General features: G+C 67.5%; 22 protein-coding genes and 1 tRNA gene. 8 read left to right on the top strand and 15 right to left on the bottom strand.

What is annotated here, in order from left to right; genetic code table 11:
- Positions 1 to 16: 16 nt before the first annotated feature.
- The 5 genes from QK444_RS17895 to QK444_RS17875 all read right to left on the bottom strand — a co-directional run bounded on the left by QK444_RS17895 (position 17) and on the right by QK444_RS17875 (position 4,833).
- Entirely contained in the window at positions 17 to 1,102 is a 1,086-nt protein-coding gene (locus tag QK444_RS17895) for a DUF4185 domain-containing protein (RefSeq protein WP_282781755.1), read from the bottom strand.
- Between the two features lie 179 nt (positions 1,103 to 1,281).
- The gene (locus tag QK444_RS17890) at positions 1,282 to 2,040 is read right to left on the bottom strand and encodes a crotonase/enoyl-CoA hydratase family protein (protein ID WP_282781753.1); all 759 of its coding nucleotides are present in this window, start codon (positions 2,038 to 2,040) and stop codon (positions 1,282 to 1,284) included.
- A gap of 9 nt (positions 2,041 to 2,049) precedes the next feature.
- On the bottom strand, positions 2,050 to 2,823 hold the full coding sequence (locus QK444_RS17885) for an alpha/beta fold hydrolase (protein WP_282781751.1): 774 nt from the start codon (positions 2,821 to 2,823) through the stop codon (positions 2,050 to 2,052).
- Between the two features lie 35 nt (positions 2,824 to 2,858).
- On the bottom strand, positions 2,859 to 3,770 hold the full coding sequence (locus QK444_RS17880; RefSeq protein WP_282781749.1) for a sterol desaturase family protein: 912 nt from the start codon (positions 3,768 to 3,770) through the stop codon (positions 2,859 to 2,861).
- A 70-nt stretch (positions 3,771 to 3,840) separates the two neighbouring features.
- Complete coding sequence (locus QK444_RS17875; RefSeq protein WP_282781747.1) at positions 3,841 to 4,833, bottom strand: helix-turn-helix transcriptional regulator; 993 nt, start codon at positions 4,831 to 4,833, stop codon at positions 3,841 to 3,843.
- 66 nt (positions 4,834 to 4,899) lie between these two features.
- On the opposite strand from QK444_RS17875, the gene QK444_RS17870 reads away from it, so the two are divergent.
- From QK444_RS17870 to QK444_RS17860, 3 genes are read left to right on the top strand one after another with little or no spacing between them, the layout of a single operon-like run.
- Positions 4,900 to 5,124 (top strand): hypothetical protein, encoded by a 225-nt coding sequence (locus QK444_RS17870; RefSeq protein WP_282781745.1) that lies wholly within the window; start codon positions 4,900 to 4,902, stop codon positions 5,122 to 5,124.
- Positions 5,111 to 5,407, top strand: coding sequence for a hypothetical protein (locus tag QK444_RS17865; protein ID WP_282781743.1), 297 nt, complete (start codon positions 5,111 to 5,113; stop codon positions 5,405 to 5,407). The genes QK444_RS17870 and QK444_RS17865 overlap by 14 nt, the downstream gene beginning before the upstream one ends.
- A 42-nt stretch (positions 5,408 to 5,449) precedes the next feature.
- On the top strand, positions 5,450 to 5,776 hold the full coding sequence (locus QK444_RS17860; RefSeq protein WP_282781741.1) for a hypothetical protein: 327 nt from the start codon (positions 5,450 to 5,452) through the stop codon (positions 5,774 to 5,776).
- 59 nt (positions 5,777 to 5,835) lie between these two features.
- Here the strand turns inward: QK444_RS17860 and QK444_RS17855 are convergent, their stop codons facing one another.
- Together QK444_RS17855 and QK444_RS17850 are read right to left on the bottom strand one after the other, a co-directional pair.
- Positions 5,836 to 6,138, bottom strand: a complete 303-nt coding sequence (locus QK444_RS17855) for a DUF1905 domain-containing protein (protein ID WP_282781739.1) — start codon at positions 6,136 to 6,138, stop codon at positions 5,836 to 5,838.
- Between the two features lie 9 nt (positions 6,139 to 6,147).
- Entirely contained in the window at positions 6,148 to 6,327 is a 180-nt protein-coding gene (locus QK444_RS17850) for a hypothetical protein (protein ID WP_282781738.1), read from the bottom strand.
- Between the two features lie 173 nt (positions 6,328 to 6,500).
- On the opposite strand from QK444_RS17850, the gene QK444_RS17845 reads away from it, so the two are divergent.
- Positions 6,501 to 7,079 (top strand): class I SAM-dependent methyltransferase, encoded by a 579-nt coding sequence (locus QK444_RS17845; protein WP_282781736.1) that lies wholly within the window; start codon positions 6,501 to 6,503, stop codon positions 7,077 to 7,079.
- A gap of 163 nt (positions 7,080 to 7,242) precedes the next feature.
- Positions 7,243 to 7,533, top strand: a complete 291-nt coding sequence (locus QK444_RS17840) for a hypothetical protein (protein ID WP_282781734.1) — start codon at positions 7,243 to 7,245, stop codon at positions 7,531 to 7,533.
- Positions 7,534 to 7,719: 186 nt separating this feature from the next.
- On the opposite strand, the gene QK444_RS17835 is transcribed toward QK444_RS17840, so the two are convergent.
- From QK444_RS17835 to QK444_RS17815, 5 genes are all read right to left on the bottom strand, one after another.
- A complete protein-coding gene (locus QK444_RS17835; RefSeq protein ID WP_282781733.1) occupies positions 7,720 to 7,974 on the bottom strand; it encodes a hypothetical protein in 255 nt (84 codons plus the stop codon).
- A gap of 303 nt (positions 7,975 to 8,277) precedes the next feature.
- Positions 8,278 to 8,706: a hypothetical protein gene (locus QK444_RS17830; protein ID WP_282781731.1), complete on the bottom strand. Its 429-nt coding sequence runs from the start codon at positions 8,704 to 8,706 to the stop codon at positions 8,278 to 8,280.
- Positions 8,703 to 8,873: a hypothetical protein gene (locus QK444_RS17825; RefSeq protein WP_282781730.1), complete on the bottom strand. Its 171-nt coding sequence runs from the start codon at positions 8,871 to 8,873 to the stop codon at positions 8,703 to 8,705. Before QK444_RS17825 ends, QK444_RS17830 begins: the two co-directional genes overlap by 4 nt.
- Positions 8,870 to 9,043 carry a hypothetical protein gene (locus QK444_RS17820; RefSeq protein ID WP_282781728.1) on the bottom strand — a complete coding sequence of 58 codons (174 nt, stop codon included), beginning with the start codon at positions 9,041 to 9,043 and terminating at the stop codon, positions 8,870 to 8,872. The genes QK444_RS17825 and QK444_RS17820 overlap by 4 nt, the downstream gene beginning before the upstream one ends.
- Positions 9,044 to 9,045: 2 nt before the next feature.
- The gene (locus QK444_RS17815) at positions 9,046 to 9,297 is read right to left on the bottom strand and encodes a helix-turn-helix domain-containing protein (protein ID WP_282781726.1); all 252 of its coding nucleotides are present in this window, start codon (positions 9,295 to 9,297) and stop codon (positions 9,046 to 9,048) included.
- 174 nt (positions 9,298 to 9,471) lie between these two features.
- On the opposite strand from QK444_RS17815, the gene QK444_RS17810 reads away from it, so the two are divergent.
- Positions 9,472 to 10,668, top strand: coding sequence for a helix-turn-helix transcriptional regulator (locus tag QK444_RS17810; RefSeq protein ID WP_282781724.1), 1,197 nt, complete (start codon positions 9,472 to 9,474; stop codon positions 10,666 to 10,668).
- Here QK444_RS17810 and QK444_RS17805 read toward each other — a convergent pair.
- Positions 10,661 to 11,389 carry an antibiotic biosynthesis monooxygenase gene (locus QK444_RS17805; protein WP_282781722.1) on the bottom strand — a complete coding sequence of 243 codons (729 nt, stop codon included), beginning with the start codon at positions 11,387 to 11,389 and terminating at the stop codon, positions 10,661 to 10,663. The genes QK444_RS17810 and QK444_RS17805 overlap by 8 nt on opposite strands.
- An 11-nt stretch (positions 11,390 to 11,400) precedes the next feature.
- Positions 11,401 to 11,471 (bottom strand) — tRNA-Gly (locus QK444_RS17800).
- Between the two features lie 214 nt (positions 11,472 to 11,685).
- Between QK444_RS17800 and ctaD the strand changes: the two genes are divergently transcribed.
- Both ctaD and dcd read left to right on the top strand, forming a co-directional pair.
- Positions 11,686 to 13,437, top strand: a complete 1,752-nt coding sequence (gene ctaD / locus QK444_RS17795; RefSeq protein WP_282781720.1) for a cytochrome c oxidase subunit I — start codon at positions 11,686 to 11,688, stop codon at positions 13,435 to 13,437.
- 24 nt (positions 13,438 to 13,461) lie between these two features.
- Positions 13,462 to 14,040, top strand: coding sequence for a dCTP deaminase (dcd, locus tag QK444_RS17790; RefSeq protein WP_282781718.1), 579 nt, complete (start codon positions 13,462 to 13,464; stop codon positions 14,038 to 14,040).
- Positions 14,041 to 14,162: 122 nt separating this feature from the next.
- Here the strand turns inward: dcd and QK444_RS17785 are convergent, their stop codons facing one another.
- Entirely contained in the window at positions 14,163 to 14,699 is a 537-nt protein-coding gene (locus QK444_RS17785; protein WP_282781716.1) for a YdcF family protein, read from the bottom strand.
- Between the last annotated feature and the right edge of the window lie 294 nt (positions 14,700 to 14,993).

Genomic DNA, 14,993 nt, shown 5'->3' with positions numbered 1-14,993 from the left:
AGATCGGGGGCGCGCGCTACAGCCTGGTGCGCATGAGGAGCACGTTGTACTGGCTGTGCACCGTGGTGAGGAAGTACAGGTCACGCCCGGTCTGGTACGGGAAGATCGACGGCGCGTACGCGGTGGGGAGTTCCCGCGCGTCGATCAGCACCTCCGGCCCGCTCCACGGCCCCTCCGGACTGGGCGCGCGGTGCATGACCACCGAATTCCACGGGTCGGTGGTGAGCATGATGTATTGGCCCAGGTAGTCGTTCCACATGACCGACATCTCGGCCACCCCGCCGCCGATCACCGGGGTCGCGGCGTTCACGTCCTCGCGCACCCACTTGCCGTCCGCGAAGTACTCGTACTGCGTCAGATCGCCGATGGCGGCCTCCGGCACTCGTGCCAGGAAGGCGGGGTTGTCGCGGCCGGAGGCGGTGCCGTACTCGTAGACGAAGCCATCCGCCTTCAGGAAGGCGTTCATCTGGAAGTTGGCGTTGCCGCCCTCGTCGGGCCGCCGGGTGGCGGGCAGTTCCACCCAGTTCTCGCCATTGTCGCCGGAGACCGCGAGGCCGGAGAAGTTGGTGGTCCATTCGCCGGGTTCATCCCAGCTGTGCACGGACATGAGGCTCATGTACTGCACCCCGCCCACCGAGATGCCCGCGGTGGGAATGCGGCTGATCTCGATGAAGGGGATCTTGGGGCTGGGGATGAGGTCGCGCGCCTGCCCGAACCAGTCCCGCACCACCGAGTCGAAGTAGATGCCGTTCGACGGATCCTTGGTGTGCGAGCGCACCAGGATGTTGGAGCGCCAGGCCCAGGTGCTGCCGACCAGCAGGTTGGGGAAGCCGAGTCCGGCGGTATCACCGAAGGCGGTGAGCATCTCACCGTGCCCGTTGTCCCACATGATGCCCAGATCGGTGCCGAGCACGTTGTAGGACTGGGTGTTGTTCGGGCTGGCCATACCGGTCACCTGGAACACCGCCTTGGTGCGTCCGGGCAGGTTGGGTAGGCCGTGGGTGCCGTTGAGCACCGGAATGGGGTTGATGGCGTTCGGGTTGGCCGCAGCCGGTGAGGTCGCGGTGAGGAGCAAGGCCGTGGTTCCTGCCAGGGCGGACATGAGCAGGGATGCGGTCTTCGTCAACGCGGACAAACCTCCGGTTCTCGCCGAACAAGTGCGCGGGCCGTGCCCAACCTACGGACCACGCGGTCATTCGGCTCGCTGGCAAAGTGTGAAGATGCTAACAGCGCGACCGGGGCGGGTGGGATCGCAAACCGACTTGTTTGCTGTGAATTGCCTTACTTGTTGTCTTTCCGGCCCAGGGCTTGACGCAGGATCAGCGGCAGTTGGGTGGCGCGCTCGATGGCGAAGGTGCGCCGCAGCGACGACTCCCAGGAGCGGTCGAACAGCCGTTTGGCGCTCGCCACCGCGTGCGGGGAGCGCGCCGCGATGCGGTCCGCGAGCTTCTCCGCCTCGGCCCGCGGATCCGCGGCCACCTCGGTGACCAGGCCGATGCGCTGGGCGTAGGCGGCGTCCACCGGATCGGCGGTCATGGTGAGCAGCAGCGCCTGATCGATGCCGACGAGCCGGGACAGCGTCGCCGCACCGGTCATATCCGGGATGAGACCGTGCTTGGCCTCCATTACCGCGAATTCGGAATCCGGTGTGACGAAACGGAAGTCGGCGGCCAGGGCGAGTTGCAGCGCGCCGCCGTAGCAGCGGCCGTGCACCACCGCGATCACCGGTTGCGGCAGTCGTCGCCACGCCCAGCAGGCTTCCTGGAAAGTATTGGTGCCGCGCCAGGGCAGCGGAATGAAGTTGGGCACGATCGACATCGGATTGCCCATGGCCTTGGCGACATCGAGGCCGCTGGAGAAGCTGGGTCCGTTCCCGGACAGGATGACCGTGCGAATATCACTGCGCCCCTGAATGGTTCCGGCGACCCGGACCAGTTCCCGCAGCATCTCGACGGTGAGCCCGTTGTGCTTGTCGGGCCGGTCCAGGGTGACGTAGGCGCGATCGCCCTCGAAGGTCAGCTCGATATTGTCGCGTGCCATGCTCATTCCTCACTTCTGGTCCAGGAGCAGCCGCGCACAGCCCTCCGGATCGTCGTAGAAGGGCGTGTGGCCGCTGCCGCGCAGGGTGACGTGCCTGGCGGTCGGGAGCAACTGCCGGGCGCGGCGGCTCTGCGTGGCGTAGGTCAGCAGAATGTCACGATTACCCCAGGCGATGGTCACCGGGATATCGGGCAGCGCCTCGGCGGTGACCGGCCGCACCCGGGTGAACGAGGCCAGCGCCGCGTCGAAACCGCCCGCGCCGAGCAGTCCCTCCACGGTGAGCACCGCGGCGTCGGCGGGCAACTGCCAGGGTTTGCCGAACACCAGGCCCATGAGGGCGCTGCGCCCCGCGGTCGTGCCGAGCAGGGTGGGCACGGCCGGGCGCAGCAGCTGACAGAGGTTCTTGGCTCGGCCCAATGCCTGCTGACACCAGATGCGGCCGGGGGTGTCCCAGAATCCGATGGGGGAGTAGGCGGTGACGCTGCGCGCCAGTCCGCGCGCGGCCAGGTCGAGCACGATGTGGCCGCCCATGGAGTTGCCCGCCAGATGCGGCCGCTCGATGCCCTGCTCGGTCAGGAAGTCGGCCAGCGCATCGGCGAGGGCGGGCACATCGGTGCGCGGAAGCGGCTGACTGGCGCCGAATCCCGGCAGGTCGACGGCGATCACATCGAACGACTCCGCGAGCAGATCGATGGTCGGCCCCCACACCTGCCAGCGGCTGCCCACCCCGTGCACGAGGACCAGTGGATCGCCCGCCCCCGCCCGGTGGTGGTTCAACGTCATGGCCAACCTCCCGTGAACTGCACCGACGCCTCACCCTAACAACGCGGCGCCTCCCGCCAATCGAGATTTCCGGCCGTCTCCGCGCGGTCGGTGGGGACGCAGGCGCCGCTGGCCCGGAAGGGTTCGACCAGCTGGGCGAGATAGCCCGCGGGGTAGTTCGGTTTGGCGGCCATGCCGAGGTCGGCGCTGGTGAAAGCGCGGCCTGGGTCGTAGGAGTAGGTGCGCAGCGCGTGATCCCAGATCAGGGTGAACAGACCGAAATTCACATCGCCGATACCGGCCCATTTGAGGTGATGGAAGCGATGCGCCTGATTGAGGGCGAGCACCGCGCGCAGCGGTCCGACCCGATAGTCGACATTGGAGTGTTGCAGCAGCAGTTGCACGGCGACGGCGAACGCCAGCGCGGCGGCCACGTCGCCGGGCAGACCCAACAGGATGAGCGGCGTGACGCCGACGACCGTCTCCAAGGTCTGGTGCAGCGGATGTTTCATCAGGCCGTTGAAACCGTAGGACCGGGTGATGCTGTGGTGCACCGCGTGCAGCCGCCACAGCGCGGGGACCTTGTGGCTGGCCAGATGGGTGAGGGTGATCCCGAGGTCGGCGACCAGGATCGCGATCAGGACCTGCACCACGAAGTGCAGGTCCCGCGGCCACACCCCCTCGAACGGGATCAGCGCGGCCAGCAGCGGAAGGGAGGCAGCGCTGGCCAGCGTGAGCAGTTCGTTGACGACCGCGTGGGCGATATCGCGTCGGTCGTCGTCGTGGTCGGTATTCCAGTCGTCGAGGTAGGGCAGTGCGCGTTCGGCGGCGAAGGAGACCCCGATCGCGAGCAGGAGCAATGGCAGCAGCCACAGCTTCGAACGGCCGGTGGCGAGCATCGCGAAGGCGGTGCCGTTCACGGCCAGCAGCATGAAGGGCACGTAGCCGTAGCGGACGAGAGTGTGCATGCGCCAACCCTGCTGGTCACCGGCCCACTTCGACTTGAACGGATTCGCTACGACCGCTTGAACGGATTCGCTACGACCGCACCAGCGCCACCCGCCGCACCAGTTCCGACGGTGCCAGCCCGAACATCTCGTGACACACCCGGGTCAGGTGGGCACTGTCGGCGAACCCGGCGGCATGCGCCGCGGTGGTCAACGTGCCGCCCAGCCGTGCATGCTCCATGGCGTGGCGCAGGCGCGCCCACCGCAGATACGGCGGAAACCCCATCCCCACCTCCTCGGCGAACAGATGCCCCAGCCGACTCGCGGAAATCCCCACCGCCTCCGCCAGGTCGCGCAATCGCACCGGCCCGTCCAACATCCCCGGCAACAGCGCCAGCGCCCGCCGCAGCGCGGGATGCTCCGGTCCCGTCCCGCCGCCCTCGGCGCCGACCAGCCTCGCCAGCAGACCCGCGGGAAACCCGCTGCCCGCGGTCGGCGTGCCCGTGGTCGACCCGCCTGCGGTCGGTGCGTGTGTGGCCGGTGCCGCTGCGGCCGCGTGCGCCGGAGGTCCGCCCACCGCGGCACCGTGCCTGCTTGGGCAGGCTGCGCCAGGGGCGCTGGGTGGGCAAGCGCAGCGGCACGCGCTGACCGGCGCACCCCTTTCCGCCGCGCTAACGCCACTCGCATTCCGCGTGGAACGCGGTGTGTCGGCACGCGGTGGTTCGCCATGGGGGTGGAGTAGTGGCGTGCGATCCAGCGGCGCGGCGGCTCGCACCCAGGCGGCGGCGGAGCCGAGCGGCAGGCCGGTCTCGCGCACGCGGGTGTTCAGTGCCCGCCCGAGCGCCGAGGATGCGTCGGCGAAGATGAGCAGACCCGTTGCCGCACCGATCATCTCGTGGGTCTGCCCGGCCGGGATCAGCGCCGCCCGAGCCTCTTCGAGGTTCCCGTCGGCATCCCGCACGCCGATCCGGCCCGCGGTCGCGAACACCAGTTGCGCCGCCGCGTGGTGGTGCCGGTGCGCGTGCCCGATGCGCCCGGTGTAGGTCAGCGTTCCCGGCCGCAGCATGGCCGTTCCTTCCCACATGGGCATTTCTCCTGTCCCCGCCCCATCGGCCTTCTCATCGGCCTTCTCATCGGTACGATAAAAGGTATGGCAACCCGTAAGGTGACTTTGTCGCTGGACGAGGCCGCCTGGTCGTACGCCGAACAGGCCGCCGCTCGGGCCGGTATGTCGCCGTCGGCGTGGATTTCCCGCGCCGCGCGGCGCGAAGCGGTCCGGACCGGCTGGGGTCCGGCGCCCGACCCGGCGGAACTCGCCGCGATGGACGAGGCAGAGTTGGCGGCCGCCGAGAAGGAGTTGCGTGCGCAGGGGTGAACTCTGGGTCTACCACCCGCACGGCACGCCCCGACGCCGCAATATCATCCTCATCAGCAGCGACGGCATCAACGAGTCGCCGCGCCCGTGGCTGATCGCCGCGGAGGTGCTGGATGAGGATCCGCTGGATATTCTCGCCGTGCCCATTCCCGGGCACGGCTGGGTGCACGCCGGGAATCTGGGCCGCATCTATCGCCCCTGGTTGGCGGAGCGCATCGGCGCGGTGGACACCGAGACCGAGGAGCGCATCGACACAGCCCTGCGCGCGGCCATGGATCTGTGAGAAGGTTCCTCCGGCATTCCGCTCGTGAGAATCGAGGTACCCGTGAGGATTTCCCTGCTCGCCGCCGCGTTCGTCGCCCTGCCGCTGCTCGCCGCGTGCGGTAGCGACAGCGACGAGGCTCCCGCCGTCACGCAGGCGGACCTGTCCAAGGCACTGCAGGACAGCGGCCTCAAGGACACCGCCCTGGCCGACTGCGCGGCGAAGATCTATGTGGATCAGGGGATCTCGCAGGAGGGCCTGCGCGTCATGATCGACAAGGAAGCGAATGTGACCGGCTCGGTGGAGCCCGAGGAGCTCGGCATGAGCAAGGAGGACTCCGACAAGGCCAAGGCCGCCACCAACCGCATAGTGTCGGAGTGCCTGCAATAGTCGACGGCGACGGTCGGCGGCAGCGAGTCCGGATGGGCCGGTATGCGACCCATCCGGACTCACACCAGGACCGTGATCTCCACCCGCGCCGAATCCCCTGCGGACAACCCCTCTGATATCCGCACGGGCTTCTTCACGGGCAGTAGATACGTTCCTCGCTTCTTGTCCGGGAACAGCGATGTCGCCCACCGGCTCGCGCCGATGACGACCTCCACCCGAACCGACCCGAACCCACCGACCCGATGCCCGTACATCTCCTCGATCTCATCGGCGATCGCCTCCGGCACGTCGAGGAAGTACCAGGCGGCGGGCCCGTCGTACTCCCAGAGTTCGGCGGTGAACGAGTAGTGGTCGTGGGCCATGGCGCGAGATTATCCGGGGGGACCGACAGGCGGTCGGTGCGCGCTGGGCGTCGATGTCGTTGTCGGCGAGGAGAAGTCCTGCGGCGGCGTGGGATCGCAGGCATGGAACGCGAGTGCCAGGACGACGAAGGCCGCCCCGGCGATCAGCGCGCCGTTGCGCGAGGTGTGCGGGTTCGGGGGAGAGCTCATGGTTCCTACGTGCCTGGGTGCAACTCGAAAAAGGGCATGGCGAAAGAGAGTCCGGCGGGGACTCGAAATAACAAGACCGGTTAGTCGAATCGAATTGATACCAATCGGCAGGGATTGGTACAGGATGGATCGGCGCCCCGTGCCCGCGCGTTACCGCCCGTATGCTCGCGGGAGTGCGTGACCCGTACTGGAATCACAACACCCACTACCACCCCTGGCTGCTCGCCCAGCTGCCGGACGCCGCTCGCACCGCCCTGGACATCGGCTGCGGTGACGGTCTGCTGGCCCGCAAACTGGCCCGGCGCTGCCCCAGCGTGCTCGGCGTGGACATCGACGCGCCGGTCCTCGCCGGTGCCGCCCCTGCCCCGAACGTCACCTACCGGCAGGCCGACTTCCGCGATCTCACCGGCACTTTCGACTACGTCACCGCCGTCGCCAGCCTGCACCACGTGCCCGTCGACGAGGGCCTGACCGCCCTGCGCCGCCTGGTCGCCCCCGGCGGCACCCTCGCCGTCGTCGGCCTCTGGTCCATGCGCCTGCGCGCCGACTACGACTATCTACTCCGCTACCCCCTCATCAGAGCCGTCGACCTGCTCCACCGCAAGAGCGACCCACCCGCCCCGGTCCACGATCCAGAGGAAACTCTGGACCACATCCGACGATCCGCCGCCGAGATCCTCCCCGGCGCGACCATCCGCAAGCGCCTGCTGTGGAGATACACCCTGCTGTGGCACAAGCCCGCCGCCGAATAATGCTGCGGCGCGCGCTCACCGCGTCCGTCCGGGCCGAGTTCGTCACTTTCTCTCCATTGCCGGTACGACCCGAGTTCCACAGCCTTCAAGAATATCGTGGGCGTCATCGCCGGTACTGAGGCGACAGAATACGTTGAACGTGGTATCGAAACCGACTTGGTCGATGTCGGCCACGACGACTCCTGCTCCCGCTGAGATCAAGCTCGACGAGGCGTCCCGGATCGTGGCAGAGAACTTCACGCTGATCTGGCCAGAACCGATTCGCCGCGAACCCGATCAGGTCCAACGTGGCAGCGGCTGTCGCACCAACCCGTCGACCCTGATGCCCGAAGGGCCTCCCTGGAGTCCCAGTACCAGCATCACAGTCTTCAATCCGTCGCAGGAATTCATCGACAAGGCGCTAGCCAACCTCGAAGCCACCTCTACTGACCGCTTGGAGCGGGCGCGCGGGTAAGGACCAACGCATCGTCGGTCTCGCGCACGAGGTGGGAGGATCGCTGGTATGGGTGTCGCCACAGCGCCGGTCCCGGAAACATCGTGTACGCCCTCGTGCGGGCTGGAACGAGAACACGGCTGCTGAACCGTGAAATACAGAGCGCACCAACCGGAGTCGATTGGTGCGTTTTCGTCGCGACCAGGCCTAGCTGGACCCGAAGCTGCCAGTGGACGGCCTGCTGTCACGCGGTTCGTCGTAACTCACGTAATACCGGTCACCGTGGATGTGGTAGCAGCGGGCACCGGTATAGCCCGCGTCCCTATACATCTTGGCGACGCGCTGGCACTCCTCGCGGCCGATGATGGTGTCGGTCTCCCCGGCTGTCGCGGTACCGCCCGCAGTGACGATGCCGAGGGCGGCGATGGTGGCGGCGATCCCGGCGTACACAAAACGCTTCATTAACGCTCTCTCGAGAAGGGTGTGTGCGACGTGGCAGCTCTGGGTCTGCGGCTCCCCCAAGAGGGGCCGTCGCGTCAGCGAATCATCCTCGCCCGCACTGGTTTCCGCCAGCGACCGATCGGCATCTGGCACGAATGGTCAGCTCTCCCGCCTCGCTGTCTCGGGCATCCCGCTCGCGTGCTTCGCGCACCCGTGCCCGCGCGTGGCGGCTTCCTGCCGTTCATGCTCGTCGAGTTCGGGGCACACGTGGTGGGGGGCTGCGCGGGCGCAGTCTTGGCCATGTGCACGATCGCCCGCGGGTCGTCATTGCGTTCGGCCGGGCGAGCGATCTCGGCGGCGTCCGGGCTGGTCCATCGGCACCCGGGCTTCTGGGCCGTCGACAGTTGAGGTTCGGTTGTCCCGCACGGTCTCGGGCGGGTGCGAATGGCGGCGGGTGGCTTCTGCCAGCCGCGTGAACACCGTGCTCGGGTCCAATCCCATCTCGGTGAGTTCCCGGGCCGGGATGGCGGCCGGGTCGTAGAGCATGTGCAGTAGCAGATGCTCTGCTCCCATGCGAGTGGCCCCTTCGGCGGCGGCCATTGTCAGGCCGTGGTGCAGCAGCTGCCACAGCCGATGTCCGCATTCGACAGCGCCCGCGACGCGGTCGGATTCCATCTCGTAGTAGCGGCGCATGCGGTCGCGGCTGACCTGTTCCCATTCCTCGTCGGTCCTGCGCGGCAACTTGTCGGTCATGCGCGGCCTGAATCCGGGACGAGCTTGCCCGCGTCCACCAACGCCCAGTAGGCGGCGGCCTTGGTGGCGCAGATGTCGGGGTGGCAGTCGATGTGGACTTGCATGGCGAGGTTGGGGCGGCTGCGGCCCCACTCGTGGTTGTCGTGGCGGAGGTATTCCAGGCTCATGACGGCCATCCCCGTACCGGCAGATAGGTGCGTTGCGCTTCTGCTTCCAGGCGGGCTTGGAGGTCGGGCCAGGACAGGCCGTGGCGGTGCCGCGCGGTGGGCTGGTGGCCGGAGGTCGCGGCGAAGACGATCACGCCGCTGACGAGCAGGAGCATGCCGAGGAGGTCCACGGTCAGACTCCTGCCGGGACGTCGAGGAGGGCGCGGCCTGTCGATGTGGCGATGTAGGCGCGGCCTCGGCGGCTGAGCGTCCAGGTGTCGCACCACAAACCGACACCGGTCACGATCAACCCCAGGTAGGTGAGGCGGTCGATCGCGCGGTTGGCTGCGCTGAGGGTGATGTCTGCGCTGTCCGCGATGCGGTCGGCGGTCAACTGGCCGCCGGGTGCGAGGGCCGCGAGGACGCGCGCCTCGGTCATGTTCATACCCGGTTCCTCCGGTGTGCCGTGGCAGGTAGTGGGGTGTGGCTGACCAGTATCGGAGGGCGTCGAGTTCCCGATACCGGAGGCCACGTGATCAGGCTGCGGCACAATCCGCACACGAACTGACACAGTTCGTGTCACCCTCGAAAGAGCGGTTCCGGTGGAATAGAGGACGTGATGGCCGGAGAATCCCAGGGAGTTGGCGACCGTATCGCCCAGGCTCGCAAACTACGAGGATGGAGCCAGGGACGGCTCGCCCAGGAAGCGAACGTCTCAGCCTCGCTGGTGACGAAAGTGGAGCAGGGTCGCCGCGCCGCGACGTCCGCCTTCGTCGCTTCGTGTGCCAAAGCTCTGCGCATGAGCGCGGCCGACCTACTTGGGCAGCCCCTGCCAGCGAAGTCGAGTGCCGATCGTGACGTACACGCCGCGATCGCGATTATTCGAAACGAGCTGGCCGCCTACGACGTTGACGCACCCGACATCCGCGTACGCCCGATGGCCGCGCTCGCTGACGGTGTCGAGAACATTCGACGCTACCGGCGTGCCGCTGCGGCGCCGAAGCTCGCCGCCGCGTTGCCGCCGCTACTCGCTGAGGTCCGGGCGTCAGTGCATCGCGCCGAAGGACTGCAAAGAGAGCAGGCGTTGAACCTGTTGTGTGAGCTGTACTACGGATCGCACAGTCTTGCCCACAAGTTGGGGTACACCGACCTCGCGACCATCGCAATCGACCGGATGGCGTGGGCGGCACGCGAATCCGGAGATCCGCTGTGGACGGCTACCAGCCAATTCCATCGCGCAGCGCTGCTCACGGCGGGCGGAGACTGGAACGCCGCATTGACTTTCCTCGAGCGCTGTCGTGCCAGCATCGAACCCCGCCTGGCCGCCCAGACGGAATACGACCTGGTTGCTTGGGGCGGCCTCCACCTGCAATCCGGTCTGGCGGCCGCTCGAAAAGGCGCACGCGATCTCGCAGATTCTCACCTCAGGGAAGCCCGCGACACAGCCTGTCGGCTCGGGTCTGACACCGATCCGATCCTCTCCTTCGGCCCCACCAATGTCGGCATCTGGAATATCGCCCTCGCGGTCGAGATGATGGACGGAACAGAGGCATTGAATCGGGCACGGGGATTCGCCATGCCGCCTACGACGCCACGCGAACGGTCAGGGCACTATCACATCGACATGGCGAGAGCCTGGCTCTTGCATGGGCAGCGCGGCAAAGCGTTCGACTCGCTCCTCACCGCCCGCAGGATCGCCCCCTCGCAGACGCGCTATCACCCGATGGTGCATGAGACCCTCCTTGTCCTGGCTAGGGAGGACGCGCGCAGTACGGAGACGTTGCGTGGATTCGCGGCGTGGTGTGGCCTCAGCTAGTGCCGGGCAGCCCCGTGGCCGCGCCGGGAGTCAGGAACTCCACGCGGACTGCGCGTGTGTAGTCCTCGCGGGCGGCTAGGAAATGCCGTACGTGCGGCTGCCGCTCGTGCTCCTCGAAAGCTGCTCGGTCGGCATAGACCTCGTAGAAGATGCGCGCCAAGGGCTCGCCTTCAACTTCGTGAGTGGAGTACACCAGCGTGCCGGGCTCGTTCTCGCTGATCGCCCCCACTGTGTCGGCGACGAGTTGGTCGAAGTCGTTGGCAGCCTTGGCATCGCGTAGGTCGAACCTCACCACAAGCGCGAACATCGCTCGAGCATATCGCTCACGACTTCGGCAGGCAGTCTCGGCGGTGCGCACGCAGTAGCGGTCGTCCGCACCTGGCGGCACCTCGTCCTCGTCGCCTTCGAGGCGCGACTCGATCAGGTCGAGGATGCGGGTGATGGCGATGTCCGCGGGCTCGCCCGGCTGATCGTTCACGGTCTCCAGGTCGAGTATCCGGATCGCGGTCGTGATGACGTCGCTGGGCGGCGGGGTCGTCGGATTCGGAGACGTCGAATCGCCGATGACCTGTTGGAGATGGCGTGGCGCTGCCGGGAAGGGCGTAAGGGGACGTAATGGCACGTGTGTGGCACGGCGGGGTATCGGCGGCGTGGCCGAAAGATCGTGCAGGGCGACGAGGAAGGGCCCGGATGGTGGCGTGAGCTGCGCGGGGAATCGCACGGGGGAAAGAGAGCCGGTGACGGGAATCGAACCCGCACTCTCAGCTTGGGAAGCTGATGTTCTACCACTAAACTACACCGGCCGGTGCGCGTAGACGCTCCGCGACTCTATCAGAACCGGGGTCGTCGGATGCAAGTTGGCGGAAAGCGGGTCGGTGGGGGATTCGGCGAAGTGGGGGTGATCGTCTACGGGCGGTCGTAGACTGATCATCGGGTCGAAAGCCCGTCCACCACAGTGACTTTGGATGCGCTGGGCGTTTGCTGATCGCGGTTCGGTGTGTCCTGGAGGAGGACGCGATGACCGCGGTGCCCTCGAAGGATGTCCCCCAGCTCGAGCCCGCGCGGCCGTATCCGGCGCGGATGGCCCCGAAGGGGTCGTATCTGTGGCGCATCGTCACGACCACCGATCCCAAGCTGCTCGGGATGATGTACATGGTCACCGCCATCTCGTTCTTCCTGATCGGCGGGTTGATGGCGCTGCTCATGCGGGCCGAGCTGGCGCGGCCGGGATTGCAGTTCCTGTCGCCCGAACAGTACAACCAGCTGTTCACCATGCACGGCACCATCATGCTGCTGTTCTATGCGACACCGATCGTCTTCGGATTCGCCAATGCGATACTGCCGCTCCAGATCGGCGCCCCGGATGTGGCGTTCCCGCGGCTGAACGCGCTCAGCTACTGGCTGTACCTGTTCGGCGCGACCATGGCCACGGCCGGATTCGTCACCCCGGGCGGGGCGGCGGACTTCGGGTGGACCGCCTACACGCCGCTGAGCCTGGTCGACCACTCGCCAGGGGTCGGCGGAGACCTGTGGATCATGGGGCTGGCGGTCTCCGGTCTGGGCACCATCCTCAGCGGCGTCAACTTCATCACCACCATCGTGTGCCTGCGCTGCCCGGGCATGACGCTGTTCCGGATGCCCATCTTCACCTGGAACATCCTGGTCACCAGCATTCTGGTGCTGCTGGCGTTCCCGATCCTCACCGCGGCGCTGATGGCGCTGGCCGTCGACCGGCATCTCGGCGGGAACATCTACGACCCGTCCAGCGGCGGCACGATCCTCTGGCAGCACCTGTTCTGGTTCTTCGGGCATCCCGAGGTGTACATCATCGCGCTGCCGTTCTTCGGCATCATCTCCGAAGTGCTGCCGGTGTTCTCCCGGAAACCGATCTTCGGCTACACCACCCTGGTGTACGCCACCCTGGCCATCGGCGCGCTGTCCATGGCGGTGTGGGCGCACCACATGTTCGCCACCGGCGCTGTGCTGCTGCCGTTCTTCGCCATGATGACCTTCCTCATCGCGGTGCCGACCGGGGTGAAGTTCTTCAACTGGGTCGGCACCATGTGGCGCGGGCAGCTCACCTTCGAGACACCGATGCTGTGGGCGGTCGGCTTCCTGGTGACCTTCCTGTTCGGCGGCCTGTCCGGCATCATCCTCGCCAGCCCGCCGCTGGACTTCCACGTCACCGACTCGTACTTCGTGGTCGCGCACTTCCACTACGTGCTGTTCGGCACCATCGTGTTCGCCACCTTCGCGGGCATCTACTTCTGGTTCCCGAAGATGACCGGCCGGATGATGGACGAGCGGCTCGGCAAGCTGCACTTCTGGAGCACCTTCTTCGGCTTCCACCTGACCTTCCTGGTGCAGCACTGGCTGGGCGACGAGGGCATGCCGCGCCGCTACGCCGACTATCTGCCCGGTGACGGGTTCACCGCGCTCAACATGATCTCGACCATCGGCTCGTTCGTGCTGGGCCTGTCGATGGTGACCTTCGTGTGGAACGTCTTCAAGAGCTACCGCTACGGCGAGGTGGTGACGGTGGACGACCCGTGGGGCTTCGGCAACTCCCTCGAATGGGCCACCACCTGCCCGCCGCCGCGACACAACTTCTACGAATTGCCCCGCATCCGTTCCGAGCGGCCCGCCTTCGAACTGCACTATCCGCACATGGTCGAGCGCATGCGCAGCGAGGCCGAGGTGGGCTGGGCGGCGCGAAGGCCGCAGGCCGTCTCGGAGACCGTGGACGACAGCCCTCCCACCGCGGGCTGACCACCTGGCACTACGCTCTTGCGCGTGCTGCTTTCCGATCGCGACATCCGCTCCGAGATCGCCGCTGGCCGCCTCGGGCTCGACCCGTTCGACCCGAACCTCGTCCAGCCGTCGAGTATCGACGTGCGGTTGGACAGCCTGTTCCGGGTGTTCAACAACACCCGCTACACCCATATCGACCCGGCGCAGCGCCAGGACGAGCTGACCACCATGGTCGAGCCGACCGCGGGGGAACCCTTCGTGCTGCATCCCGGCGAGTTCGTGCTCGGCTCCACCCTGGAGGTGTGCAGCCTGCCCGACGACCTGGCCGGTCGATTGGAGGGCAAGTCGAGCCTGGGCCGCCTGGGGCTGCTCACCCACTCCACCGCCGGGTTCATCGATCCGGGGTTCAGCGGGCACATCACCCTCGAACTGTCGAATGTGGCGAATCTGCCGATCACGCTGTGGCCGGGGATGAAGATCGGCCAGCTGTGCCTGTTCCGGCTGTCGAGCCCGGCGGAGCATCCCTACGGCAGCCAGGCGGCCGGGTCGAAATACCAGGGACAGCGCGGGCCGACGCCGTCGCGGGCCTACCTCAATTTCCCGTCGTCCAACGGGCGCTGAGCGTCGATTCGGCCGCGGCTCATTTCGCGACGGATGCGGCCGGGCGGCCACACCCTGCGAAGGCCACGCGTCCGCGCGGGTGACCACCGCCGGATCGTCCGCAGGTCGGCGGGAACGCGGGCTCAGCAGTCCTCGGTGAAGGCTTTCAGATAGGCCGCTGTCTGATAGGCGTACTGGTACACCCAGCGCAGCGGGCCGATACGCGGGCGGGCGTCGATGACGAGCAGCTCACCGTCCCAGCATTTTCCGAGGATGTAGCGAGTCCGGGAGATGTGCGGGGTGAAGGTCACCACGATCACCCGCCGCCAGCCCTCCGCGCGGGCTCGCCGCGCCAGGTAGCGGCCCTCACCGCGCGTGGTGCGCGGTTCCGGATCGAAGCACTCCACCGCGAAGCTGTAGCCGCCGTGGCAGATCCGGTTCACCAGCGGGCTGTGCTCGTACGGATCGGAGATCAGCACCCGGGGCGCGACCCCGTCGTGGGCGAGGCCGAGTCCCAGCTCCTCCCGGCCGTCGTGGGCGCCGCCGAGCACCAGAATGGCGTCGGCCGGGCGCGGGGTGTCGACGCGCGGACGCACGAACACCGGCCAGAGCGCACCGATGTACACCGACACGGCACACAGCAGCGCGACCGCGGTGACGGTACGACGGGACAGGCGCACGCCGCCGATGCTAGAGCCCGCGCACCGCGATCCGGCACCGCGATCCGGCACCGCGTGGCGCCCGCGTCGCCCGGCCGCAGGAAGCCGACCGCCCTTACCTGAAAACGGCGGTCGGTCTCGAACCTCTCCCGTCGGTGCGCGGGTGAGCCCGGTGCGTGAGGAGCGTGGATGTCGCCGCCCGGTCGCCGGTGACCGCGGAGGGTGCGCGGGCATGGCGGCGCGGGCGTGGATGTCGCCATCTGGTCGCCGGTGACCGCGGAGGGTGCGCGGGCATGGCGGCGCGGGCGTGGATGT

Source organism: Nocardia sp. CC201C (assembly GCF_030010695.1).
Lineage (GTDB): Bacteria > Actinomycetota > Actinomycetes > Mycobacteriales > Mycobacteriaceae > Nocardia > Nocardia otitidiscaviarum.
This window is presented reverse-complemented; position numbering and strand designations above follow the sequence as displayed.

What these genes read in the sequence shown, in the direction of transcription:
- QK444_RS17895 (WP_282781755.1), bottom strand. Translation starts at nt 1,102, where the DNA reads ATGTCCGCCCTGGCAGGAACCACGGCCTTGCTCCTCACCGCGACCTCA.
- QK444_RS17890 (WP_282781753.1), bottom strand. Translation starts at nt 2,040, where the DNA reads ATGGCACGCGACAATATCGAGCTGACCTTCGAGGGCGATCGCGCCTAC.
- QK444_RS17885 (WP_282781751.1), bottom strand. Translation starts at nt 2,823, where the DNA reads ATGACGTTGAACCACCACCGGGCGGGGGCGGGCGATCCACTGGTCCTC.
- QK444_RS17880 (WP_282781749.1), bottom strand. Translation starts at nt 3,770, where the DNA reads ATGCACACTCTCGTCCGCTACGGCTACGTGCCCTTCATGCTGCTGGCC.
- QK444_RS17875 (WP_282781747.1), bottom strand. Translation starts at nt 4,833, where the DNA reads ATGTGGGAAGGAACGGCCATGCTGCGGCCGGGAACGCTGACCTACACC.
- QK444_RS17870 (WP_282781745.1), top strand. Translation starts at nt 4,900, where the DNA reads ATGGCAACCCGTAAGGTGACTTTGTCGCTGGACGAGGCCGCCTGGTCG.
- QK444_RS17855 (WP_282781739.1), bottom strand. Translation starts at nt 6,138, where the DNA reads ATGGCCCACGACCACTACTCGTTCACCGCCGAACTCTGGGAGTACGAC.
- QK444_RS17850 (WP_282781738.1), bottom strand. Translation starts at nt 6,327, where the DNA reads ATGAGCTCTCCCCCGAACCCGCACACCTCGCGCAACGGCGCGCTGATC.
- QK444_RS17840 (WP_282781734.1), top strand. Translation starts at nt 7,243, where the DNA reads ATGTCGGCCACGACGACTCCTGCTCCCGCTGAGATCAAGCTCGACGAG.
- QK444_RS17835 (WP_282781733.1), bottom strand. Translation starts at nt 7,974, where the DNA reads ATGAAGCGTTTTGTGTACGCCGGGATCGCCGCCACCATCGCCGCCCTC.
- QK444_RS17830 (WP_282781731.1), bottom strand. Translation starts at nt 8,706, where the DNA reads ATGACCGACAAGTTGCCGCGCAGGACCGACGAGGAATGGGAACAGGTC.
- QK444_RS17825 (WP_282781730.1), bottom strand. Translation starts at nt 8,873, where the DNA reads ATGAGCCTGGAATACCTCCGCCACGACAACCACGAGTGGGGCCGCAGC.
- QK444_RS17815 (WP_282781726.1), bottom strand. Translation starts at nt 9,297, where the DNA reads ATGAACATGACCGAGGCGCGCGTCCTCGCGGCCCTCGCACCCGGCGGC.
- QK444_RS17810 (WP_282781724.1), top strand. Translation starts at nt 9,472, where the DNA reads ATGGCCGGAGAATCCCAGGGAGTTGGCGACCGTATCGCCCAGGCTCGC.
- ctaD (WP_282781720.1), top strand. Translation starts at nt 11,686, where the DNA reads ATGACCGCGGTGCCCTCGAAGGATGTCCCCCAGCTCGAGCCCGCGCGG.